Annotated in this window: 22 protein-coding genes; 10 read left to right on the top strand and 12 right to left on the bottom strand. The window is 63.1% G+C overall.

The window, feature by feature from the left end; genetic code table 11:
- Positions 1–43 precede the first annotated feature (43 nt).
- From Q4G22_RS10625 to Q4G22_RS10615, 3 genes are read left to right on the top strand one after another with little or no spacing between them, the layout of a single operon-like run.
- On the top strand, positions 44–766 hold the full coding sequence (locus tag Q4G22_RS10625) for a pyrimidine 5'-nucleotidase (RefSeq protein WP_303385882.1): 723 nt from the start codon (positions 44–46) through the stop codon (positions 764–766).
- Positions 763–981: a hypothetical protein gene (locus Q4G22_RS10620; protein WP_303385881.1), complete on the top strand. Its 219-nt coding sequence runs from the start codon at positions 763–765 to the stop codon at positions 979–981. The genes Q4G22_RS10625 and Q4G22_RS10620 overlap by 4 nt, the downstream gene beginning before the upstream one ends.
- 53 nt (positions 982–1,034) lie before the next feature.
- On the top strand, positions 1,035–2,228 hold the full coding sequence (locus Q4G22_RS10615) for a UbiH/UbiF family hydroxylase (RefSeq protein WP_303385880.1): 1,194 nt from the start codon (positions 1,035–1,037) through the stop codon (positions 2,226–2,228).
- Positions 2,229–2,403: 175 nt separating this feature from the next.
- Here the strand turns inward: Q4G22_RS10615 and Q4G22_RS10610 are convergent, their stop codons facing one another.
- The 4 genes from Q4G22_RS10610 to Q4G22_RS10595 are packed head-to-tail and all read right to left on the bottom strand — an operon-like array spanning position 2,404 to position 5,950.
- On the bottom strand, positions 2,404–3,876 hold the full coding sequence (locus Q4G22_RS10610) for an ABC transporter substrate-binding protein (protein ID WP_303385879.1): 1,473 nt from the start codon (positions 3,874–3,876) through the stop codon (positions 2,404–2,406).
- 48 nt (positions 3,877–3,924) lie between these two features.
- On the bottom strand, positions 3,925–4,617 hold the full coding sequence (locus tag Q4G22_RS10605) for a phosphatidylcholine/phosphatidylserine synthase (RefSeq protein ID WP_303385878.1): 693 nt from the start codon (positions 4,615–4,617) through the stop codon (positions 3,925–3,927).
- 35 nt (positions 4,618–4,652) lie between these two features.
- A complete protein-coding gene (locus Q4G22_RS10600; RefSeq protein ID WP_303385877.1) occupies positions 4,653–5,375 on the bottom strand; it encodes a hypothetical protein in 723 nt (240 codons plus the stop codon).
- Positions 5,372–5,950 (bottom strand): uracil-DNA glycosylase family protein, encoded by a 579-nt coding sequence (locus Q4G22_RS10595; protein ID WP_303385876.1) that lies wholly within the window; start codon positions 5,948–5,950, stop codon positions 5,372–5,374. Before Q4G22_RS10595 ends, Q4G22_RS10600 begins: the two co-directional genes overlap by 4 nt.
- A 109-nt stretch (positions 5,951–6,059) precedes the next feature.
- Here Q4G22_RS10595 and Q4G22_RS10590 point away from each other — a divergent pair, with 109 nt between their 5' ends.
- Genes Q4G22_RS10590 through kdsA form a run of 3 tightly spaced genes read left to right on the top strand, consistent with a single transcriptional unit; the run spans position 6,060 to position 9,323 of the window.
- Positions 6,060–6,713, top strand: coding sequence for an ABC transporter ATP-binding protein (locus tag Q4G22_RS10590; protein WP_303385875.1), 654 nt, complete (start codon positions 6,060–6,062; stop codon positions 6,711–6,713).
- The gene (locus Q4G22_RS10585; RefSeq protein ID WP_303385874.1) at positions 6,697–8,481 is read left to right on the top strand and encodes a capsule biosynthesis protein; all 1,785 of its coding nucleotides are present in this window, start codon (positions 6,697–6,699) and stop codon (positions 8,479–8,481) included. Before Q4G22_RS10590 ends, Q4G22_RS10585 begins: the two co-directional genes overlap by 17 nt.
- Entirely contained in the window at positions 8,478–9,323 is an 846-nt protein-coding gene (kdsA, locus tag Q4G22_RS10580; RefSeq protein ID WP_303385873.1) for a 3-deoxy-8-phosphooctulonate synthase, read from the top strand. Before Q4G22_RS10585 ends, kdsA begins: the two co-directional genes overlap by 4 nt.
- A 782-nt stretch (positions 9,324–10,105) precedes the next feature.
- Here the strand turns inward: kdsA and purD are convergent.
- Positions 10,106–11,368, bottom strand: coding sequence for a phosphoribosylamine--glycine ligase (purD, locus tag Q4G22_RS10575; protein ID WP_303385872.1), 1,263 nt, complete (start codon positions 11,366–11,368; stop codon positions 10,106–10,108).
- A gap of 270 nt (positions 11,369–11,638) precedes the next feature.
- Here purD and Q4G22_RS10570 point away from each other — a divergent pair, with 270 nt between their 5' ends.
- Complete coding sequence (locus Q4G22_RS10570) at positions 11,639–12,202, top strand: VPLPA-CTERM sorting domain-containing protein (protein ID WP_303385871.1); 564 nt, start codon at positions 11,639–11,641, stop codon at positions 12,200–12,202.
- 31 nt (positions 12,203–12,233) lie between these two features.
- Positions 12,234–13,793, top strand: coding sequence for an exodeoxyribonuclease VII large subunit (xseA, locus tag Q4G22_RS10565; protein WP_303385870.1), 1,560 nt, complete (start codon positions 12,234–12,236; stop codon positions 13,791–13,793).
- A gap of 9 nt (positions 13,794–13,802) precedes the next feature.
- Here the strand turns inward: xseA and Q4G22_RS10560 are convergent, their stop codons facing one another.
- Positions 13,803–14,822 (bottom strand): ribose-phosphate pyrophosphokinase, encoded by a 1,020-nt coding sequence (locus Q4G22_RS10560; protein WP_303385869.1) that lies wholly within the window; start codon positions 14,820–14,822, stop codon positions 13,803–13,805.
- A gap of 83 nt (positions 14,823–14,905) precedes the next feature.
- On the opposite strand from Q4G22_RS10560, the gene Q4G22_RS10555 reads away from it, so the two are divergent.
- Both Q4G22_RS10555 and Q4G22_RS10550 read left to right on the top strand, forming a co-directional pair.
- Positions 14,906–15,502 carry a 2-hydroxychromene-2-carboxylate isomerase gene (locus Q4G22_RS10555; RefSeq protein ID WP_303385868.1) on the top strand — a complete coding sequence of 199 codons (597 nt, stop codon included), beginning with the start codon at positions 14,906–14,908 and terminating at the stop codon, positions 15,500–15,502.
- The gene (locus Q4G22_RS10550; RefSeq protein WP_303385867.1) at positions 15,499–16,251 is read left to right on the top strand and encodes an alpha/beta fold hydrolase; all 753 of its coding nucleotides are present in this window, start codon (positions 15,499–15,501) and stop codon (positions 16,249–16,251) included. Before Q4G22_RS10555 ends, Q4G22_RS10550 begins: the two co-directional genes overlap by 4 nt.
- A 67-nt stretch (positions 16,252–16,318) precedes the next feature.
- Here the strand turns inward: Q4G22_RS10550 and Q4G22_RS10545 are convergent, their stop codons facing one another.
- The 6 genes from Q4G22_RS10545 to Q4G22_RS10520 form a co-directional block, all read right to left on the bottom strand.
- Positions 16,319–16,666 (bottom strand): H-type lectin domain-containing protein, encoded by a 348-nt coding sequence (locus Q4G22_RS10545; RefSeq protein WP_303385866.1) that lies wholly within the window; start codon positions 16,664–16,666, stop codon positions 16,319–16,321.
- 101 nt (positions 16,667–16,767) lie between these two features.
- Positions 16,768–17,217 carry an ATP synthase F1 subunit epsilon gene (atpC, locus tag Q4G22_RS10540; protein WP_303385865.1) on the bottom strand — a complete coding sequence of 150 codons (450 nt, stop codon included), beginning with the start codon at positions 17,215–17,217 and terminating at the stop codon, positions 16,768–16,770.
- 9 nt (positions 17,218–17,226) lie between these two features.
- The gene (atpD, locus tag Q4G22_RS10535; protein WP_303385864.1) at positions 17,227–18,651 is read right to left on the bottom strand and encodes a F0F1 ATP synthase subunit beta; all 1,425 of its coding nucleotides are present in this window, start codon (positions 18,649–18,651) and stop codon (positions 17,227–17,229) included.
- 23 nt (positions 18,652–18,674) lie between these two features.
- The gene (locus Q4G22_RS10530) at positions 18,675–19,550 is read right to left on the bottom strand and encodes a F0F1 ATP synthase subunit gamma (RefSeq protein ID WP_303385863.1); all 876 of its coding nucleotides are present in this window, start codon (positions 19,548–19,550) and stop codon (positions 18,675–18,677) included.
- A gap of 72 nt (positions 19,551–19,622) precedes the next feature.
- Positions 19,623–21,158 (bottom strand): F0F1 ATP synthase subunit alpha, encoded by a 1,536-nt coding sequence (gene atpA, locus Q4G22_RS10525; protein WP_303385862.1) that lies wholly within the window; start codon positions 21,156–21,158, stop codon positions 19,623–19,625.
- The gene (locus Q4G22_RS10520) at positions 21,158–21,724 is read right to left on the bottom strand and encodes a F0F1 ATP synthase subunit delta (RefSeq protein WP_303361077.1); all 567 of its coding nucleotides are present in this window, start codon (positions 21,722–21,724) and stop codon (positions 21,158–21,160) included. Before Q4G22_RS10520 ends, atpA begins: the two co-directional genes overlap by 1 nt.
- Positions 21,725–21,902: the final 178 nt, after the last annotated feature.

Raw genomic sequence — 21,902 nt, 5'->3', positions numbered from 1 at the left:
CGCCGTGATTGCAACCCGCCGCCCGCGCGCCTAATGACAAGACATGGATTTCGCCCGCGTCGAGTGCTGGATCTTTGATCTGGACAACACCCTGTATCACCCAAAGGTCCGCCTGTTCAGCCAGATCGAACAGCGCATGACGGCCTATGTCATGCGACTGCTGAATCTTCCCGAAGATCAGGCCAGCCAGTTGCGTCAGGATTACTGGCGCCACCACGGCACCACGCTGGCCGGGCTGATGGCCGAACATGGCATCGACCCGCACGCCTATCTGGACGAGGTGCATGACATCGACTTTTCCGGCCTGTCGCCCGATCCCGGCCTTGCCGCCGCCATCGCCGCGCTGCCAGGGCGCAAAATCGTGCATACCAACGCCGATGCCGCCTATGCCGGCCGCGTGCTGGCCCATCGCGACCTGCCGGTGTTCGAGGCGATCTACGGCGTCGTCGAAACCGGCTTTCACCCAAAACCCGACCCGCGCGCTTATGCCGCAGTTCTGGAAACGCACGGTATCGACCCGACTCGCGCCGCCTTTTTCGAAGACGACCCCCGAAATCTGATGATTCCGCATGAATTGGGCATGGCAACCGTGCTGGTCGGCAACGGTCGCCACGGCCCGGACGAGTTGACCCAAGACACGATCCACGGCAAACATGTGCAGCATCAGACACACGACCTGACCGCCTTTTTGCTGGCGATCGCCGCGACGATGCCGGAACAGGAACCGGGCGGCCCCCGCCATACAGACGAAAGGACCAAGGAATGAGCGATCACGAAACCACCATGACCCCCGAAGAGCTGGCCGCACAGAACCGCGCCGAAAACCGCCTTGCCGCAGCCATCTTTGCCTGTATCGCGGGCATCGTGGTGGTGCTGGCATTTCTGGTGATTGTCGTCGGCCCACAGATGCTGGGCTTTATCGGCCTGGCTGGCACGGTGCTGTTCTTTGTCATCATGCTGGCCTTTACCGCCGGGAAATAGGCGGACCACCGGGGCTGCCCAGCCATGGGCAGGTCTCACGAACAAGGTGCGCGATGCAGGCAGATCACCACGTTGACATTCTGGTTTCCGGCGGCGGCCCCGCAGGGCTGATCGCCGCGGCCGCCTTTGGGGCCGAAGGCTTTTCGGTGCTTTGCGTCGATCCCGCCCCGCCGATCACCGACGAAGATACCCAAGGATCGGACCTGCGCACCACCGCCTTTCTGACGCCCTCGGTCGATCTGCTGAACCGTATCGGGCTGTGGCCACGCCTTGCCCCCCACGCCATGCCGCTGCAAGTGATGCGGATCGTCGATGCGGGCGGCACGCATCCCGATCCCCGCCTGACCCGCGATTTCAACGCCGCCGAACTGGGTGACGCGCCGTTCGGCTGGAACCTGCCCAACTGGCTGATCCGGCGGGAAATCGTCGCACGGTTGGATCAGTTGCAAAACACCCGTTTTCTGCCCGGCACCGGCACCGCCGCGCTGACCGTTCGCGACGAAGCGGCCTTTGCCACCCTGACCGACGGCAGCCGCGTCCGCGCGCGTCTGGTCGTTGCCGCCGATGGTCGTAACTCACCCGTGCGTCAGGCCATGGGGATCGGCGTGCGCACAATCCGCTATGGCCAAAAGGCACTGGCCTTTGCCGTCACCCACGACATTCCGCACAACAACGTTTCGACCGAAATCCACCGCTGGGGCGGCCCCTTTACGCTGGTGCCCCTACCCGACCGCGACGACAAGCCCTGTTCCGCCGTGGTCTGGATGGAGCGTGGCACCGAAACCGCCCGCCTGCGCGCCCTGCCAACAGCCGATTTCGAGGCCGAACTGAACGCCCGTTCGGCCGGTGTGCTGGGCCATTTGCGTCAGGCCACGCGGCTGACCGAATGGCCGATCATCAGCCAGATCGCCGACCGCTTCAGCGCCCCACGCACCGCCCTGATCGCCGAAGCTGCGCATGTCGTGCCGCCCATCGGCGCACAGGGCCTGAACATGAGCCTGGCCGATCTGTCAGCCCTGATCGAGCTGTCACGTAACGACCCCGGCAGCCACGACAGCCTGACCCGCTATCACCGCAGCCGCCGACCCGAGGCACTGGCCCGGCTGGTCGGCATCGACGCGCTGAACCGCGCCAGCATGGTCAACCTGCGCCCGCTGCGCGACCTGCGGGCGGCGGCTTTGGGCGGGCTATATGGCATCGCCCCGGTGCGGCGGATGATGATGCGGGCCGGTCTGGGCGTGCGCTGACACGCCCTCTGCTGAAACCCGCGCAGCCCCGAATGCACGACGGCATGGCTTTCTGTTTGTCCCAATACGCGCCTTTGGGCAAAACATAAGCCGCCCCCACAACGCCGCCCGCACCGCAAAAAGCCCGGCGCGAACCGGGCTTTCCACACAGCGTCATATCCGGCAAAATCGCCGCTCACTCAGTCCAGCGCACCGCCGTCAGGTCGTTCGACTGGTTCGGGCTGTTCGCCCACAGCCCTTCGATCCGGGCATCGGCAACAGCGGTCTTGCCAAGCTGGAACAGGAACGCGTTGACATAATCATCCGCGATCATTTCCTGCGCCTGCCGCAACAGGGCGCTGCGCTGATCGGCATCCACGGTCTGCGACAACTGATGCATCAGCGCCACGAACTCGGGCCTAGCATAGCGGAAATAGTAATCCTCGCGGGCATAAACATCTATGTCCATCGGCTCGGTATGGGCGACGATGGTCAGGTCAAAGTCGCCGCCTTTGAACACCGTTTCCAGCCATTGCGCCCATTCCATATTGGTGATCTCGGTCTCGATCCCGACCGCACGCAGCTGCGCCGCCAAGATCTCGCCACCGCGGCGGGCATAGGTCGGGGGCGGCAGGGCCAGACGCAGGCGCAGGTTCTCGACGCCCGCCTCGGCCAGCAGCGCGCGCGACTGATCGGGATCATAGGCGGAACGGTCGGTCAGATCGACGTAATCTGGATGGTGCGGCGCAAAATGGCTGCCGATGGGGGTGCCACGGCCAAACATGGCCCCATCAATCAGTTCCTGACGGTTGATGGCATGGGCTATAGCCTTGCGCACCTGCACATTGCCCAGCGGCGCACGGGCGTTGTTCATCGCCAGAATCGTCTCACCCTCGGTGGTGCCGACGATCACCTGAAAACGCGGATCAGCCTCGATCTGCGGCAGAGTTTCCGGCGCGGGATAGTTGGGGAAGGCGTCCACATCCCCTGCCATCAGCGCCGCATAGGCCGCCGTCGGGTCGCTGATAAAGCGAAAGGTCGCCTCGCGCAGTGCCGGTTTCTCGCCCCAGTAGCCGTCAAAAGCGGTCAGAACCACCCGATCCCCCTGACGCCATTCCGCCAATCTGAACGGCCCGGTGCCCACGGGATTAGTCGCGATCTGATCGACCGAGGCCGGGTCTACCATCACCGCATCGCCCCATGACATCTTGAACGGAAAGTTCCCGTCCGGCTGCGACAAGGTGACGCGCACGGTCAGCGGGTCCACCGCCTCGACGCTCTCGATGCCTTCGAACAGCACTTTTTGCGCATTGGTCGAATCAGCGGCGCGGGCGCGATCCAGCGTGAACACCACGTCGCTGGCGTCAAAATCGGCACCGTCATGGAATTTCACCCCCTCGGCCAGATGAAACACATAGACCCGGCCATCTTCCTGAACATCCCAACGGGTCGCCAGGGCGGGCAGAATCGCGCCATCCGGGCCGACACGGGTCAGACCCTCGAACAGGTTGGCGTAAACCACCTCGTCCACAGCGGCGGCGGCACCGCTGGTCGGGTCAAGGTTTGGCGGCTCAAGCACCATGCCAAGCGTGATTGTATCCTGCGCAGCCAGCGCGCCCCCCACGCTCAGCACCAGCACAAGCGCCGACGACTTTAACAGATCCAGCATGGCTCCCCCTTGTTGCTGCGGGGAACCTTAGCCGCAGCGCAGCGTCGATCAAGCCCTTTCCGGCAGAAATTGCTGCACCGCGCCCGCCAGCACCAGCCAGAGCGAGGTTATCATCAGTCCCCAATGCGCCCAGCTTGCGGCGTGGAAATCAACGATCACCGCCCAGATCGCGAATACGACCCAGCCAATCGCCATCGGCAGCGTGATCGCGCGCCAGCGTTCCGTGCGCACGGGGTGAACGAATTTGACATTGGTGAACATCGTGACGCCCAGCACCACCACCAGCAGCAGGCTGATGATCCAATGCGGATGCAGCGCGAACAGCACCAGCACCACCATATTCCAGCACGCAGGAAACCCCGCAAAGGAGTTATCCCGTGTTTTCATGCGCGTATCGGCGAAATATATGACACTGCCGTAAACGATCACAATGATCGCGACCCAACCCGTCCAACCATCCAGCAGCCCGGATTTGAACAGCGCATAGGCCGGGATGAACACATAGGTCAGATAGTCGATAATCAGGTCCATCAGCACGCCGTCATAGGTCGGCCAGTTCTGCTTGACCTCGTATTTCCGGGCCAAGGGGCCGTCCACGCCATCCACAACCAGCGCCACGACCAGCCACCAGAACATCAGCGACCAGTTTTCCTGAACCGCTGCCAGCATGGCCAACATCGAAAGGACCGCTCCTGTGGCGGTCAGCAGGTGAACGGACAATGCCTTGAAACGCAGTTGCATCCGGCCTTTTCGCAGGTTGCACCCCGCACCGCAAGTCAGCGCAGAATCGGCGGCCCTTTCGGGCGCGGCGGTTTGGGCGCGGGTTCCGGCGGCGTCAGATCAAAGACCAGCGCCCCGGACGGGGTCGCATCGACAAAGCCAATATCCACGCCGCCCGGTTGCGACGGCAGAAAGGCCAGCGTTTCCGACAGCGCCTTGGCGATAGCGGGTTGGCGCGCAGGCTCGGCCCCCGCGATGAGCAACACATGGCCATCGCCTGCCCCGGCCAGCGCCGCACCAGCGATCAACCCGCGCAGATCGGCCAACCGCTCGGCCAGCGGGCCAGCCAGTGCGGCTACCGTATCGGGACGCGGCGGACCTGCCGCCAGTCGCGATTCATCCGCCACGGGCGCACTGGCCAGCGCCGTTTCCAGCCAGCCCAGCGTTTGCGCATCCAGCAGCATTTCCGACGGCGCGCCGGGATTGATCAGCAGCCCAACCCCCTCGGCCCGCAGCATCGCGGCCAGCACCCGCCCCGGCAATGCGGCATAGGCCACCGGGCCACCCAGAAACCCGGCCAGCCGTGATTCTTCGTCCGCGGCCAAGGCAACGCGCGCGCCCGGCAGATCGAAGATGCGCAGATCGACGGTGTCGCCCGCAGGCTCGACCGTCAGGGCCACCGACAATTCGGTATCCGCCAGACGCGACAGAATGCGCGCGCGGGCGGGCGCGTCGGCCTGATGAAACGGGGTCTGGCACAGATCATCCAGCGCGGTCATTGCAGAACCTCCTTGATGGCTTGCCGCAGATCCGGCAGCAGATCGGTGCCGAACCACGGGTTGCGTTTCAGCCAGCCCGTATTGCGCCAGCTTGGGTGAGGCAAGGGGAACATGCCCGCCGGGGCTGCACGCCATGCCGCCACCGTCGCCGTCACATCCCGCGCGCCCATGTGCCAGCGGATCGCCGCCCCGCCCACCAGCAAGGTCAGACGTGGCGACAATTCAGCCATGACCCGCGCCCGCCATGTCGCGGCACAGATCGGCGGCGGCGGCAGGTCAGCCCCGCGCGCATTATAACCTGGAAAGCAAAAGGCCATCGGCACGATGGCAATGCGGTCACGGTCGTAAAAGGTCGCCTCGTCCACCCCCATCCAGTCGCGCAGCCGGTCTCCAGAGCGGTCGGCAAAGGGCCGCCCGGCCAGATGCACCCGCATCCCCGGCGCCTGCCCGACGATCAGCAACCGCGCACCGGGCCGGAACCACACCACCGGACGCGGCTGATGGTGCGTGGCCGTCACGGCAAAGCGGTCTGCGCATAATCGGCAGGCGCTGATCTGCTGGACAAGATCGGTCATGAAACGAGTCTCTGGTAACGAATTCTAAGGGGAATCATGCCAATGTGGACAGGATGACCACTTGGACCTATTTACTGGCAACCCTGAAGAAATGGTAACGCGGCGCAGAATGCTGGAATTTGACAACGTGTCCAAGTCCTTCTGGACCGGCGCACAGCGCAAGGTGATCCTTGATGATGCCTCGTTCCGGGTGGAACTGGGCAATTCGCTGGGGATTCTGGCACCCAATGGCACCGGAAAAACGACGCTTATCAACATGATGTGCGGGCTGGAAAAACCCGACGATGGCGACATCCGCACCACCTGTCGGGTGTCGTTCCCGCTGGGGTTCATGGGCGGGGTGGTCAGCCGGCATTCCGCGCATGAAAACGCCCGTTATATCGCCCGGATCTATGGGCTGGACCCGGATTATGTATCCGCCTTTTGCCGCTGGCTGACTGACATCGGCGAATATTTCGACATGCCGGTGGGCACTTATTCAGCCGGGATGCGGTCGCGGTTCACGCTGTCGCTGCTGCTGGCACTGGAATTCGACATCTACCTGATCGACGAAGGCATGCCGCAAAGCACGGATGCCGAATTCAACCGCAAGGCCGGGGCGGTGCTGTATGACCGACTGCGCAACTCGACCGTGATCGTCGTGTCGCACCAGCCCTCGACGATCGAGAAATTCTGCCGCTCGGCCGCGATCATGCGCGACGGGCGGCTGTATATGTTTGAAACTCTGGACGAGGCCAAGCAATATTATGACTACACCGCCTAAGGCCCGTCGCTTTCATCTGGACCGCAGCGAATCCATGTCCGGCGCGGCCGAGGGGCAGCAAACGCCACCCAATGCCGCCGCACCCGGCATCCGGGTCGAGGTTCACCGCAAAACCGATCAACCGCCGCGCTTTGCGCACCCGCTTTCCGGTGCGGCCGATTCTGCGGCGGGCGATTCAGGCGCGCGCGACCGGATGATGCAGACTGAACAGGTCGAGGATGGGTTTGGCGACATGCGCTTTCCCGGTGCTGAAGCGAAGCCGCCTCAATCAGACGCCCCGGCCCAGGTCACAGGCGATGAGCTTGAGGCCAAACTGAGCGCGATCCGCGCCGAAAAGCTGACCGAACGGCAGCTGCGAATTGCCCGTCGTATCGCGACCATGCACCAAATCAGCGTCTCATCCGACGAAGAAGCCGTGCTGCGGCTGCGTGAACGCGGCATCGACCCCTCGCATCGTGCGGCGGTCGGACGCATCCTTTCGACCGAGGGCAGCAAGGCGCAGGCCGCGCCCGCCGCGAACACGCCGGTGCCTTTGCCGCGCATCCTGGTGCCCGCCCCGGCCCCCGCCGCCCCGACGCCGAAACCGACCCTTCCCTCGCGCGAGGAGATGACCGAGGAACGCCGGGCCGCCGAAATCCACCGTATCCAACAGGAAATCGCCGCCCGCCGCCGCCGCCGCATGGTGATGCTGGTGGCGCGTCTGATGGTGTTCGTTTTTCTGCCAACCGCGGTCATGGGCTGGTATTACTTCCGCGTCGCCACGCCGCTGTATGCGACTTATACCCAGTTCCTGATCCAACAGGCCGAGGGTGGCGGCGGCAGCGGTCTGGGCGGGCTGTTTTCCGGCACGCAACTGGCGATGAACAATGATTCGGTCGCGGTGCAAAGCTACCTGACCTCGCGCGATGCGATGCTGCGGCTGGATCAGGACATGGGCTTTCGCCGCACCTATCAGGATACCGCGATTGATCCGGTCAAACGCCTTGCCCCCGACGCCACGAACGAGGCAACCTATCGCGTCTATAAGGACTCGGTGAAAATCGGCTATGACCCGACCGAGGGCGTCATCAAGATGGAGGTGATCGCCCCCGACCCGCAACTGAGCCAGGATTTTTCGCTGGCGCTGATCGGCTACGCCGAAGGTCAGGTTGATCAGTTGACGGCCCGGTTGCGTGACGACCAGATGCGCGGCTCGATCGAAAACTATCAGGACGCCGAGGCAAAAGTGCTGCTGGCACAGCAGCGAGTGCAGGAACTTCAGCAAAGGCTGGGCGTGCTTGATCCGCAAGCCGAAGGCAGCGTCGTCATGGGCCGCGTCGCCAATCTGGAAGGCCAGTTGGCGCAGCGCGAACTGGAACTTGGGCAGATTCTGGCCAATCCGCGCCCGCAACAAAGCCGTGTCGAAACGATCCGCGGCGACATTGCACGGCTGCAAGCCATGATCGGCGAAACCCGGTTGCAATTGACCCAAGGCAGCGAACAGCGCGCCTCGTTGGCGTCGATCTCGGGCGAGTTGCGGATCGCGGAAAGCGATCTGTCCACGCGGCAGGCCCTGCTGGCCACCGCCGCCGAACAGGTGGAAATCGCGCGGGTCGAGGCGAACAAGCAGGTGCGTTATCTGTCGGTCGTGGTCGAACCCGTCCCCCCGGACGAGGCAACCTATCCCAAGGCGGTGCAGAACACCTTTGTCGCCATGCTGATTTTCGCTGGCATTTATCTGATGTTGTCCTTGACGGCCTCGATCCTGCGTGAACAGGTATCCTCATGACCCAGAATCCACATCACGTCGCCATCGGCCCTCTGACCTGCGGTAATGACCTGCCGCTGACGGTCATTGCCGGTCCCTGCCAGCTGGAAACGCTGGACCATGCCCTGATGATCGCGGAAACCATGGCCGCCGCCTGTCAGGCCGCTGGCGCGGGTTTCGTGTTCAAGGCCAGCTATGACAAGGCGAATCGCACCTCCCTCAAGGGGCGCCGCGGCATCGGCATCGACGAAGGGCTGGAGATGCTGGCCACCGTGCGCAGCCGTATCGGCTGCCCGGTGCTGACCGATGTGCATGACGCCCAGCAGGCGGTGCAGGCGGCGCAGGCGGTTGATGTGATCCAAATCCCGGCGTTCCTGTGCCGTCAGACCGATCTGCTGCTGGCTGCCGGTCAGTCGGGCGCGGTGGTCAACGTCAAAAAGGGGCAGTTTCTGGCCCCGTGGGACATGCCCAATGTGGCCGATAAGGTGGCCTCGACCGGCAACGACAAGATTTTGCTGACAGAACGCGGTGTCAGCTTTGGTTATAACACGCTGGTCGCTGACATGCGGGCGCTGCCGATCATGGTGCGCACCGGCTATCCCGTCATCATGGACGCCACCCATTCGGTGCAGCAGCCCGGCGGCCAGGGCGGCAGTTCCGGCGGTCAGCGCGAATTTGCGCCGGTAATGGCCCGCGCGGCGGTGTCTTTGGGGATTGCGGGGGTGTTCATCGAAACGCACCAAGACCCCGACAACGCCCCTTCGGATGGGCCGAACATGATTCCGCTGGATCAAATGCCCGAACTGATTGCCTCGCTGATGCGCTTTGATGCGCTGGCCAAGTCCGAGCCGCTGCGGGTCTGATCGGGGATTACCCGCTCAACCGGCCGGCGGCCAAAACCACGGGCGCGTCAGCTTCGGTTATAGAACGTCGCGTCAGCGCGATCTGCCCCTGCGGATTCAGCAGCACCTTGTCAAAGGTCCAGTGCGGCACGAAATCCGCAACTATGCCCCTCTACCGTCAGAACGGATGCACATCACCGGACCATGGATGATGTCGGCCATCGACAAGGGGATGCCACACTGGACCGTGCAGAACCCTTGACCGGCTCCCCCCCCCCCTCCAGTTCCTGATCCAAATCGTGCGACGGCCTATCTGGCACGATCAGCCCGCGCGGATTCAGTTGGGGCGCAGCCGGTGCCCTGTGCATGGGCAATGCCGCTAGTGTGGACAACTAAAAAGCCCCTCCGCCCCAGAGGTGTCGGGCGAGGTCACCCCAGGCAGGTGCCTCTGGCACGTCATATCAGCAGGGATTAATGCCTTGCACAGAAACACGCAAAGCGATCACGATGAGAAGCTTTCCGCTATTCGAAAATAGTTTTCCTATTTTTCAATGCGCTTCCCCAAATCACCCCAGCAACGCAACCATATAGCCACCCGATCAGAGGAATTAATGATCCGGCGCAAATCACCATCGATCACGCTGACTGCAAGCTCGGGCGCCATGGAGGCTTGGCAGTTAACCGGGTATGATCCAAAAGTTAATATCCCGAAAATAAAACAAAACCGTTCACATCAAATACGCCGGGATCAACGACCAACACCCACAGGTTGATTGGATGCTGCTTTCGCGCACAACGGTGTCTTAACCGCCAAGTGCGCGCCAACCGATGTCACGGCGACAGAAACCTTGCGGCCAGTCGATACCATTGACCAGCGCATAGGCGCGGGCGTGGGCCTGTTGCAGCGTTTCACCACGCCCGGTGCAGGCCAGAACCCGCCCGCCGGTCGCAATGATCGCATCATCGCGCGTCGCGGTTCCGGCGTGGAAAACCATGTTAAACCCATCCGCAGGCAACCCATCCAAACCATTGATCCGGCTGCCTTTCTGATAATCCCCCGGATAGCCGTCAGCAGCCATGACCACTGTCAGCGCATGGTCGTCAGCCCAGTTAACGGTGATGCCGTCCAGACGATTTTCAGCGCAGGCGTGGATCAGGTCCAGCGCCTGAGCACCCAGGCGCATCATCAGCACCTGACATTCCGGGTCGCCAAAACGGACATTGTATTCAACCAACCGCCCGCGCCCGTTTTCGATCATCAGCCCCACGAACAGCACGCCCTGAAACGGCGTGCCGCGTGCCGCCATTTCGGCCATCGTCGGACGGACGATTTCGGCCATCACCTGTTGCTGAACCGCATCGGTCATCACCGGCGCGGGGCTGTAGGCCCCCATGCCGCCGGTGTTGGGCCCGGTATCGCCCTCGCCTACGCGCTTGTGATCCTGTGCCGTGCCGATGGGCAGACAGGTGTCGCCATCGCACAGAACGAAGAAGCTCGCCTCCTCGCCTGACATGAATTCCTCAATGACAACAGAGGGTTCTCCGAAGGCTCCGTCGAAGATCGCATCAATCGCCGCCAGTGCCTGCGGGACGGTTTCCGCCACCGTCACCCCTTTACCCGCTGCAAGACCATCGGCCTTGACCACGATCGGGGCACCTTGCGCCAGCACATAATCGCGCGCGGCGGCTGCGTCGTCAAACTGTGCCCAGGCAGCGGTCGGCGCATTGCAGGCATCGCAGATTTCCTTGGTAAAGCCCTTGCTCGCCTCAAGCTGAGCGGCAGCCTGAGATGGCCCGAACACCAGAAACCCGGCATCGCGCAGCGCATCGGACACCCCTGCCGCCAGCGGAGCCTCGGGGCCGATGACGACGAAATCGACGGCGTTTTCCTGCGCAAATTCCAACACGGCGGCACGCGACAGAATGTCGATGGCAGCACATTCCGCGATCTCGGCGATCCCGGCATTGCCCGGCGCCACAAACAGTTGATCGCATTTCGGATTCTGCCGAAAGGCCCAGGCCAGCGCATGTTCACGCCCGCCGCCGCCAAGGATCAGGATATTCACGCCACGCCTCCGCTTGTGTTTACGGTCGTTCTAGGCATCAGTGCATCGCCGCGCAACGGCTGTGACAAGAAAAACGCAGTTTATACTTATTGCACAAATTACGCCATTGATCGTGCTTAGATTGAATTGATTGCGTCAGGATCGCGTGCAAGAAGGCGCGCCATGCTGTGCAAGAATTCACAACAGCGTAACGATAATCCTTTTGACGGAGGAATAAGAATGCTACGCCACATCGCCCCTGTAATTGCCCTTTCATTTGCCGCTGCCCCAATGGCTAATGCTGCAACGGTGCAATTCTTTGATCTGCCTGATACAAGAATCATGAACCCGGTCGCCGTCACCACCTCTGGCACGGTGCGCCAGAATGCAACCCGCACCTGGTCATGGTATTCAAACCCATGGCCCACGGCAGGGGTGGACCCGAACAAAGATCCGACCGCATGGTTCACCGGCCTTGGCCCCAACAGCAGCGCCACCTATGCCTTTGACCTGTCGGGCGGTGCTTCGTTCGTCTGGGGCACACCGGATTTCTATAACCGTGTTGAGTTCCTGCTGGGCGATACGGTTGTGGACAGCTTTCAATTGACGGCAAGCGACAATCTGGGACCGGCAAGCCGCCGCCGCGGCGCAGCCTTGGCCGTATTCAGCGACATCGCCGGTGGCGTTTTCGACGGGATGCGGCTTTCGACCCCGCGCATGTCGTTCGAATTCGCCAACCTGACCACCACGGCCCCCATCGCGCCGATCCCGCTGCCTGCGGGTGGTGTGCTGTTGCTGACCGCACTTGGCGGTCTGGCCATCGCGCGCAAGCGCAAGAAAGACGCGCAGGCTTGATCCTGCGCCATGGCCCGGTCATAGCTGGGCCATGGATCTGATCGACGACGGCCCCGAACAGGCCCCCGGCACCAATGCCCATGAATTCACCGTGTCCGAGATTTCGGGCGCGGTGAAACGCACTTTAGAGGATCAGTTTGGCCGCGTCCGTGTGCGCGGAGAAATTGGCCGCGTGTCGCGCCCGTCATCGGGGCATCTGTATTTCGATCTCAAGGATGACCGCGCCGTTCTGGCCGCCGTCACCTGGAAGGGGCAGGCCGCGCGGCTGACCCAACGTCCCGAAGAAGGGCTGGAGGTGATCGCCACCGGTCGCATCACCACCTTTCCCGGCCAGTCGAAATATCAACTGATCGTCGATCAGATCGAGCCGGCGGGGGAAGGCGCGCTGATGGCGATGCTGGAACGACGCCGCAAGGCACTGGCCGCTGAAGGGCTGTTCGACCCCGCCCGCAAGCGTCCCCTGCCCTATCTGCCGCGCGTGATCGGGGTCGTCACCTCGCCATCCGGGGCTGTGATCCGCGACATTCTGCACCGGCTGCGCGACCGCTTTCCTGTGCATGTGCTGATCTGGCCGGTTGCTGTGCAGGGGCAGGATAGCGCGCCGCAGGTCGCGGCGGCGATCCGTGGCTTTAACGCCCTGCCCGCCGATGGCCCGGTGCCGCGCCCCGATCTGCTGATCGTCGCGCGTGGCGGCGGCAGTCTGGAAGACCTGTGGGGCTTTAACGAAGAAATCGTCGTGCGCGCGGCGGCGGCCAGCGACATCCCGCTGATTTCGGCTGTTGGCCACGAAACCGACACGACGCTGATCGACCATGCCGCCGATATGCGCGCGCCCACCCCGACCGCCGCCGCCGAACTGGCCGTGCCGGTGCGGGCCGATCTGGCCGCGCGGCTGGCCGAGGCCGGGGCGCGCATGACCCGCGCCAGCACCGCGCGGATTGACCGCCCGCGTCAACGCCTGCGTGATCTGGCCCGCGCTATGGGCCGCCCCGGCACGCTGACCGAAACCGCGCGCCAGCGGCTGGACCTGACCGGCGCGCGACTGGCCCCTGCCCTGCGCGGACATATCGCGGCCGCGCGCCAACGGCTGACCGCCGCGCCGGTGCCGAATCTGCGCGATTTTCTGGCCGTCAAACGTCATCGGATGGAGACAGCCGGGGCCAAGCTGCACCCCGCCCTGATCCGCCGGATCGAGCGGCGCGCGGATCGCATCACTGGCATGGGCGAACGGCTGAGTGCCTCTTTGGCGCGGATGCTGGCCACCACCCGCCGCGCCATCACGCAGCAGACCGGACGGTTGGATGACCTGACCCGCCGCCTGAGCGCCGCGCCCGCGCGCCTGATCGCGAAACAGGCCGAAGCCTTGGCCCGGCTGGACAGGACGCGGCAGACCTTGGGCTATATGGAAACGCTGAAACGCGGCTTTGCCGTGGTGCGCGGACCGAACGGGGTGATTACCACCGCAGCCGAGGCCGCGCGCACGCCGGAAATGCAGGTGCAGTTCGCGGATGCCGCGATCCCGATGCGCCCGGCCAGCGCACCAAAACCGACGCGCAAGCCGAAAAAGCCGGATCAGCCCACACTGCTGTAAAATGGCAGATCAACCGCCGTTATACAGACCTTCATAGATCGGCCCCAGCACATCCACTTCGAACAGCGACGAAACGGACGTGCCGTTCCAGATGTTCAGGATCGCCTGCGCAAACATCGGCGCGGTGGGAACGATGCGGATGTTGGCGGCGTTTTTGACTTCTTCGGTGGGCTGGATCGAATCGGTGATGACCAGCGACTTCATCACCGATTTGGTGATCCGGCTGACAGCCGGGCCGGACAGAACGCCATGGGTGATGTAGGCGTGCACCTCGGTCGCGCCGCTGTCGATCAGGGTTTGCGCCGCCTTGACCAGCGTTCCGGCGGTGTCACAGATGTCATCGACGATGATGCAGGTCTTGCCAGTCACGTCGCCGATCACGGTCATTTCCGCAACCTCACCCGCCTTTTCCCGCCGCTTGTCCACGATGGACAGGGGGGCGCCGATCCGCTGCGCCAGTTCGCGCGCACGGGCCACACCACCCACGTCGGGCGACACCACCATCAGATCATTCATGCGCCCCCGAAAATGGTGCAGCACGTCCAGCGCAAAAACCGGCGCGGCATAAAGGTTATCGACCGGCACGTCGAAAAAGCCCTGAATCTGGGTCGCGTGCAGATCCAGTGTCAGCACCCGGTCAATGCCCGCCTCGGTCAGCAGGTTGGCGACCAGCTTGGCGCTGATCGGCGTGCGCGCCTTGGCCCGCCGGTCCTGCCGGGCATAGCCGAAATAGGGGATGACCGCCGTGATCCGCGCCGCCGAGCTGCGTTTCAGCGCGTCGGTCATAATCAGCAGTTCCATCAGGTTATCATTGGCCGGGTTCGAGGTCGGCTGAATGATATACATATCCTCGCCGCGCACGTTCTCGAACACTTCGACAAAGATTTCCTGATCGTTGAACCGCTCGACCCGCGCATCAACCGGGGCGACGTTCATGCCGCGGTGCATGGACATGCGGCGGGCGATGGCCATGGCCAGCGGTTTGTTGGCGTTACCGGCGATCAGCTTGGGTTCGGTCATGGCGGGCATGGGAGCGGCCTTGTCAGATTCGTGTGATTGCGAAGGGCTTAGCACCGCGATAGCCTGCCCGCAAACATCTGATGAGGCGGCGCATGGCGCATATCGACTATTATCTGGGGATGATCAGCCCCTGGGCTTATCTGGCAGGCGACCGGCTGGAACAGATCGCGGCCCGGCACGGGGCCAGCATCACCTATCGCCCGCTGGACCCGGCGCAGTTGTTCGCCCGCAGCGGCGGGCTGTCGCTGGCCGACAGGCCGCAGGCGCGCAAGGATTACCGCTTGCAGGAACTGGCCCGTTGGGCGGCGCATCTGGATATGCCGCTGAACCTGCATCCGACCTATTTCCCCGCCAATACCGCGCCGTCCAGCTATGCGATTATCGCGGCGCAAGAATCGGGCGCGGATGTGGGGGCGCTGGTTCGGGCCTTTCTGCGCGCTGTCTGGGTGGAAAACCGTGACATCGCCGATGACGCGGTGATCCGCGAGGTGCTGGCCGCCCAAGGGTTCGACCCGGCGCTGGCCGACAAGGGCCTGTTCACCGGGGCCGAGATCTATGGCCGCAATCTGGAACGCGCCGTCGATGCCGGTGTGTTCGGCCTGCCCTTCTATATCGTGCAGGAAACGGGGCAGCGATTCTGGGGGCAGGATCGGCTGGACTTCCTCGACCGCCATCTGGCCGCGTTATGAGCCTGCCGGACGTTCACTGGCGGCACTGGCCGGGCAATACAGACCGCCCGGCACTGGCGCTGCATTGCATGATGGCCAGTGCCTCGTATTGGGGGGCGATTGCCGCGCGGCTGGAGGGGGGCGTCGATCTACGCGCGTTCGACATGCCCGGCCATGGCCGCAGTGCGGACTGGCGACCGGGCGGCCCAGATTTTCACACCACCGTTACCCGCATCGCCGCCGCCGCGATTGACCGCCCGCTGGACCTGATCGGCCATTCCATCGGCGCGACCGTCGCCCTGCGCATCGCCGTCGCCGCCCCCGAGGCCGTGCGCAGCTTGACCCTGATCGAGCCGGTTCTGTTCGCCGCAGCAGGAGGATGGGCGCGCGACATTAACCCGGCGCAGGGCGAAGCAGCCGCCGCCCGCATTTTTCTGGGCGAATGGGGGGCGCAGTCTTATGACGACCTGCCTGTCGCGGCACAGGCTGCGGTGCGGCGGCAAATCTGGCTGGTGGCCGATACCGCGCCGGTTCTGAACGACGATACGGCCCACATCCTGCGCCCCGGCGGGCTAGAGGCGATCGACGCGCCGGTGATGCTGATCTCGGGGCAGGATTCCCCGCCCATTATACACGACATTGCACAAAATCTGGCGGCGCGGTTGCCCGATGTTGGCGTGGCGACGGTGCCGGGTGCCGGGCATATGGGGCCAATCACACATCCCGATCAGGTCGCCGGTCTGATCGCCGTCAATCTGGGCCGGGGCTAAGCCATACCCAAAGGTCAGGATTTCACCCCGGACCCGGAGTATTGCCATCAGCAAGACGTAGCGGAGATCAGATCTCCCAATCGTCTTCGTGCAGCACCTGCCCGATGGCCAGCCAATCCGCGCGGATACGGGCAACGCGGGTATCGCCCCAGGTGCGGAATACAATGTCAAACCCCTCGGGGGTGATCTGATCGGCGGAAATATCGGCACGCTGATTGGTGCCGCCTTCGATGTCCCACATCGCAATAACGACCTGCACCACTGGCGGCGTCAGGAAGGGTTCGTCAAAGCTGACCCGCTGCCGTTCCATGCGTGGGCCTTCGCCCGTCCACATCAGGCCGCCGTCCTCATATGCCGAAAACAGCACGGCAGAGCCGCGCGTGACGCCAACCGCGTGATGAGAAATCCTGAGCATCCCCTCTCCTGCTGATCCGGTGCGCGACATTCATCCCTCCGCGATGCGCAAAGCCCCGGCGAACCGGGGCTTTGTGTTGGCCTGCCAGCGCGGCGGCCCGATCAGTCAGGGAAATTTGCCTGATTCGGGTCCAGCCCGATATGCGTGCCAAGCGCCTGCATATCCGCCAGCATTTTGGTTGCTGCGGTCACGAATTCTTCGCCCGCAGAGCTAGCCTTTTGTTCAGCGGCCCGGCGCTTGCGATGAGCGTCGCGCAGCATATCATTGTAGATCTCTTGCGTCAGATCGGCGCGCGGATGGCCACGTTCGGCCAGCAGCGAGACAGATTCGTTGTTCACCTCGGCAAAGCCGCCGGTGACCGCGAATTCCACCGAATTGCCCTGCGCATCGACCAGAGTGACCATGCCGGGGCGCAGGCTGACCATGCAGGCCGCATGTCCCGGCATGATGGTCAGATCGCCCTCGGTTCCGGGCATACGGACCTCGCGCACCGGAACGGAGACAAGGCTCCGTTCGGGCGAGACGAGATCGAACTGCATCGTGTCAGCCATACCGCCCCCTTACGCGGCTTCTGCCGCGAGACGCTGAGCCTTGGCCTTCACGTCCTCGATGCCGCCAACCATATAGAAGGCCGCTTCGGGCAGGTGGTCATATTCGCCAGCCACAACCGCCTTGAACGAGGCGATGGTGTCTTCCAGCGGCACCTGCACACCGTCCGAGCCGGTGAACACTTTCGCCACGTCGAAGGGCTGCGACAGGAAACGCTGGATTTTCCGGGCGCGGGCAACGGTCAGTTTGTCTTCTTCCGACAGTTCGTCCATGCCCAGAATGGCGATGATGTCTTGCAGCGATTTGTATTTCTGCAAGATGCCCTGCACGTCGCGAGCGACGTTGTAGTGTTCCTCGCCGACAATGGCCGGGTCAAGGATACGGCTGTTGGAATCCAGCGGGTCCACGGCCGGGTAGATGCCCAGTTCCGAAATCGCACGGCTCAGAACCGTGGTCGCGTCGAGGTGGGCAAAGGTCGTGGCCGGTGCCGGGTCGGTCAAGTCGTCGGCCGGAACATAGACGGCCTGAATGGACGTGATCGAGCCATTCTTGGTCGAGGTGATGCGTTCCTGCATCGCGCCCATGTCAGTGGCCAGCGTCGGCTGATACCCCACGGCGGACGGAATACGACCCAGCAGTGCCGACACCTCGGAACCCGCCTGCGTAAAGCGGAAGATGTTGTCCACAAAGAACAGAACGTCGGTGCCGGTCGCGTCGCGGAACTGTTCGGCCAGCGTCAGTCCGGTCAGCGCCACGCGCATCCGCGCGCCGGGCGGTTCGTTCATCTGGCCATAGACCAGCGCCACCTGGCTTTCTTCCAGATTGTCGGGCTTGATAACGCCGGATTCGACCATTTCGTGATACAGGTCGTTGCCCTCACGGGTCCGTTCACCAACACCGGCGAACACGGAATAACCGCTGTGCACCTTGGCGATGTTGTTAATCAGTTCCATGATGAGAACGGTCTTGCCCACACCGGCACCGCCGAACAGGCCGATCTTACCGCCCTTGGAATAAGGCGCCAGCAGGTCGATCACCTTGATGCCCGTCACCAGAATTTCCGAGCTGGTCGCCTGCGCCGCAAAATCGGGGGCGGGCTGGTGGATGGCGCGGGTTTCGGTTGCCGCGACCGGGCCGCCTTCGTCAACCGGCTCGCCCACGACGTTCAGAATGCGGCCCAGCGTGGAATCGCCCACCGGCACCATGATCGGGCCGCCCGTGTCGCGCACCGGCTCGCCCCGGACCAGACCTTCGGTCGAGTCCATCGCGATGGCGCGCACGGTGTTTTCACCCAGATGCTGCGCGACTTCCAGAATCAGCTTCTTGCCGTTGTTTTCGGTTTCCAGCGCGTTCAGGATCGCCGGCAACTGGCCATCAAACTGCACGTCCACGACGGCACCGATGACCTGGGTAATCTTTCCTTTGGCCTCTGCCATGTTGTCACCTCTGATTTTTACGGTCAGAGCGCCTCTGCGCCCGAAATGATTTCGATAAGTTCTTTGGTGATCGCAGCCTGACGCGAACGGTTATATTCGGTTGTCAGCTTGTCGATCATGTCGCCGGCGTTGCGTGTGGCATTGTCCATGGCAGTCATCCGCGCGCCCTGTTCCGAGGCAGCGTTTTCCAGTAGTGCCGCAAAGATCTGCGTCGCGACCGAACGCGGCAGCAGATCGGTGAGGATCGCCTCCTCGCCCGGCTCATAGTCGTATTGCGCGGCGGCCCCGCCCGCTTCGGTTTCCGGCGCGACGGCAGGAATGACCTGAAGCGCGGTCGGCACCTGACTGATGACCGACTCAAAGCGGTTATAGAACAGCGTCGCCACGTCGAACTGACCGGCATCGAAACGGTCCAGCACCTCGTCGGCGACGGTCAGCGCGTTGTCATAACCGATGCGCTTGACTTCGGACAGATCGACGTGATGCACGAAACGGTCCGAATAGTCCCGTTTCAGCTGTTCACGGCCCTTCTTGCCGACGGTCAGGATCTCGGCCTGCTTGCCCTCGGCCCGCAGACGTTCCAGATGCTGGCGCGCCAGCTTGACGATCGAGCTGTTGAACCCGCCCGCCAGACCGCGTTCCGAGGTCAGCACAACCAGCAGGTGACGCTGATCGCTGCCGGTCCCGGCCAGCAGACGCGGCGCCGATTCAGAGCCTTTGGCCCCGGCGGTCAGCCCGGCCATCACCGCAGACATGCGGTCGGCATAGGGACGCGCCGCCTCGGCCGCCTCTTGCGCGCGGCGCAGTTTGGCCGCGGCGACCATCTGCATGGCCTTGGTGATCTTCCGCGTGTTCTTGACGCTTCCGATCCGGTTTTTCAAATCCTTAAGGCTTGGCATGTTCCCTCACCCGATAATTCATCTGTCGCGCTGCCTGCACCCCAGCAAGGGCACAGGCACCGGCGGTCATATTCAGGCGCGGGTCTTGTTGTATTCGTCCAGCGCAGCCTTGATCGCGTCTTCCAGATCACCCGAAACCTTGCGGTCATTGGTGGTCATGTCGTCCAGCAGCGCCTTTTTCTGGCCACGCAGGAACTGGATCAGACCCTGTTCCCATGCCACGACATCGCGAACCGGCACATCATCGATATAGCCTTTGGTGCCGGCATAGATGACGATGACGATTTCCGCGTTGGTCAGCGGCTGATACTGCGGCTGTTTCATCAGTTCGGTCAGGCGGGCACCGCGGTTCAGCAGCTTTTGCGTGGCGGCATCCAGATCGGAACCGAACTGCGCAAAGGCGGCCATTTCACGATACTGGGCCAGTTCCAGCTTGACCGGACCGGCGACCGATTTCATCGCCTTGGTCTGGGCTGCCGAACCCACGCGCGACACCGACAGACCCGTGTTCACAGCCGGACGGATACCCTGGAAGAACAGTTCCGTTTCCAGGAAGATCTGGCCGTCGGTGATCGAGATCACGTTGGTCGGAATATAGGCCGACACGTCGCCTGCCTGCGTTTCGATGATCGGCAGCGCGGTCAGCGAACCGGCACCGTTGTCCTCGTTCAGCTTGGCCGAACGCTCCAGCAGACGCGAGTGCAGATAGAACACGTCACCCGGATAGGCTTCACGTCCCGGCGGACGACGCAGCAACAGCGACATCTGGCGATAGGCGACGGCCTGTTTCGACAGGTCATCATAGATAATCAGCGCGTCCATGCCGTTGTCGCGGAAATATTCGCCCATCGCGGTGGCCGAATAGGGCGCAAGGAACTGCATCGGCGCAGGGTCGGATGCGGTCGCGGCCACAACGGTGGTATAGGCCATTGCACCGGTTTCTTCCAGTTTCTTCACCAACTGCGCCACGGTCGAGCGTTTCTGACCCACGGCGACATAGATGCAGTGCAGGGTTTTCATGCCCTCGGCCTCGCGGCCGTTATAGTTCGCCTGGTTCAGAATGGTGTCCAGCGCCACAGCGGTTTTGCCGGTCTGACGGTCGCCGATGACAAGTTCGCGCTGACCACGGCCAATCGGGATCATGGCGTCCACGGCCTTAAGGCCGGTGGCCATCGGTTCGTGAACCGATTTGCGCGGCATGATACCCGGCGCCTTGACGTCAGCGATCCGACGCTCGGTCGCGTTCAGCGGGCCTTTGCCGTCGATGGGGTTGCCCAGCGCATCCACGACGCGGCCCAGCAGTTCGCGACCGACCGGAACGTCCACGATGGCGCGGGTGCGTTTAACGGTGTCGCCTTCCTTGATGTCGCGGTCGTCGCCGAAAATAACGATACCCACGTTGTCGGTTTCCAGGTTCAGCACCATGCCGCGGATGCCGCCGGGGAATTCCACCATCTCGCCGGCCTGAACCTTGTCCAGACCATAGACGCGGGCAATCCCGTCGCCGACGGACAGCACCTGACCGACCTCGGCCACCTCGGCGTCCTGACCGAAATTCTTGATCTGATCCTTGAGGATCGCCGAAATCTCGGCAGCTTGGATTCCCATTATCCGACCTCTTTCATAGCATTCTGGAGGGAAGCGAGCTTGGAGCGGACCGAAGAATCGATCATCTGCGAGCCCAGCCTGACAATCATACCGCCGATGAGCGTTTCATCGACGCGCGTATTCAATTTGACCTTCTTGCCCGATTTCTCGGCCAGCGTGTCGGTCAGACGCTGTTTCTGTTCATCGGTCAGCGCCACGGCACTGGTGACATCCGCCGTCACTTCGCCGCGCGCGTCGGCGATCATGTCGCGCAGGCGGGCAGCCAGTTGCGGCAGCACGAACAGGCGGCGGTTCTGCGCCATCAGTTGCAGCGTGTTCGACAGCGTAGCGCCCAGACCCATCTTTTGCGCAATCGCGCCGATGGCCCGGCCCTGCTGGTCGCGCGAATACATCGGCGAGGCGATCAGATCACGCAATTCGCCGCTGTCTTTCAGCGCGGTGCTGAGATCGTCGATTTCCGACGCCAGCTTGTCCAGATCGCCACCTTCACGGGCGATGTCAAAAACGGCTTGGGCATAGCGCCCGGCAATACCTTGGGAAATCGAAGCGGAATGTGCCACGGTCATCCTTTTTTCGTTGCGCCGGTCCGGTCCGTAACCTGCGGTTCTGGCAGGGGGGACACGGGCAAGCGGGTCGCGGGCGGGGCCTCTTAACCGGATGCCCCCCTTCGGTCTCGAAGGGTCATTAGCAGCGAAATTCAGCCCTCGCAACCGCCCAGAACACGCTTGCGCGAGGGATTAAATC

Origin of the sequence: Paracoccus sp. (in: a-proteobacteria) (genome assembly GCF_030538655.1) — a bacterium.
Classification (GTDB): Bacteria; Pseudomonadota; Alphaproteobacteria; order Rhodobacterales; family Rhodobacteraceae; genus Paracoccus.
Note: the sequence above shows the minus strand (reverse complement) of the source record. Positions and strands in the feature narration are given on the sequence as shown.

What these genes read in the sequence shown, in the direction of transcription:
- Q4G22_RS10610 (WP_303385879.1), bottom strand. Translation starts at nt 3,876, where the DNA reads ATGCTGGATCTGTTAAAGTCGTCGGCGCTTGTGCTGGTGCTGAGCGTG.
- Q4G22_RS10555 (WP_303385868.1), top strand. Translation starts at nt 14,906, where the DNA reads ATGGCGCATATCGACTATTATCTGGGGATGATCAGCCCCTGGGCTTAT.
- atpA (WP_303385862.1), bottom strand. Translation starts at nt 21,158, where the DNA reads ATGGGAATCCAAGCTGCCGAGATTTCGGCGATCCTCAAGGATCAGATC.
- Q4G22_RS10600 (WP_303385877.1), bottom strand. Translation starts at nt 5,375, where the DNA reads ATGACCGCGCTGGATGATCTGTGCCAGACCCCGTTTCATCAGGCCGAC.
- Q4G22_RS10605 (WP_303385878.1), bottom strand. Translation starts at nt 4,617, where the DNA reads ATGCAACTGCGTTTCAAGGCATTGTCCGTTCACCTGCTGACCGCCACA.
- Q4G22_RS10585 (WP_303385874.1), top strand. Translation starts at nt 6,697, where the DNA reads ATGACTACACCGCCTAAGGCCCGTCGCTTTCATCTGGACCGCAGCGAA.
- atpC (WP_303385865.1), bottom strand. Translation starts at nt 17,217, where the DNA reads ATGGCTGACACGATGCAGTTCGATCTCGTCTCGCCCGAACGGAGCCTT.
- Q4G22_RS10530 (WP_303385863.1), bottom strand. Translation starts at nt 19,550, where the DNA reads ATGCCAAGCCTTAAGGATTTGAAAAACCGGATCGGAAGCGTCAAGAAC.
- Q4G22_RS10550 (WP_303385867.1), top strand. Translation starts at nt 15,499, where the DNA reads ATGAGCCTGCCGGACGTTCACTGGCGGCACTGGCCGGGCAATACAGAC.
- Q4G22_RS10520 (WP_303361077.1), bottom strand. Translation starts at nt 21,724, where the DNA reads ATGACCGTGGCACATTCCGCTTCGATTTCCCAAGGTATTGCCGGGCGC.
- Q4G22_RS10570 (WP_303385871.1), top strand. Translation starts at nt 11,639, where the DNA reads ATGGCTAATGCTGCAACGGTGCAATTCTTTGATCTGCCTGATACAAGA.
- Q4G22_RS10625 (WP_303385882.1), top strand. Translation starts at nt 44, where the DNA reads ATGGATTTCGCCCGCGTCGAGTGCTGGATCTTTGATCTGGACAACACC.
- Q4G22_RS10560 (WP_303385869.1), bottom strand. Translation starts at nt 14,822, where the DNA reads ATGCCCGCCATGACCGAACCCAAGCTGATCGCCGGTAACGCCAACAAA.
- Q4G22_RS10545 (WP_303385866.1), bottom strand. Translation starts at nt 16,666, where the DNA reads ATGCTCAGGATTTCTCATCACGCGGTTGGCGTCACGCGCGGCTCTGCC.
- Q4G22_RS10615 (WP_303385880.1), top strand. Translation starts at nt 1,035, where the DNA reads ATGCAGGCAGATCACCACGTTGACATTCTGGTTTCCGGCGGCGGCCCC.
- Q4G22_RS10620 (WP_303385881.1), top strand. Translation starts at nt 763, where the DNA reads ATGAGCGATCACGAAACCACCATGACCCCCGAAGAGCTGGCCGCACAG.
- kdsA (WP_303385873.1), top strand. Translation starts at nt 8,478, where the DNA reads ATGACCCAGAATCCACATCACGTCGCCATCGGCCCTCTGACCTGCGGT.
- Q4G22_RS10595 (WP_303385876.1), bottom strand. Translation starts at nt 5,950, where the DNA reads ATGACCGATCTTGTCCAGCAGATCAGCGCCTGCCGATTATGCGCAGAC.
- xseA (WP_303385870.1), top strand. Translation starts at nt 12,234, where the DNA reads ATGGATCTGATCGACGACGGCCCCGAACAGGCCCCCGGCACCAATGCC.
- Q4G22_RS10590 (WP_303385875.1), top strand. Translation starts at nt 6,060, where the DNA reads ATGCTGGAATTTGACAACGTGTCCAAGTCCTTCTGGACCGGCGCACAG.
- atpD (WP_303385864.1), bottom strand. Translation starts at nt 18,651, where the DNA reads ATGGCAGAGGCCAAAGGAAAGATTACCCAGGTCATCGGTGCCGTCGTG.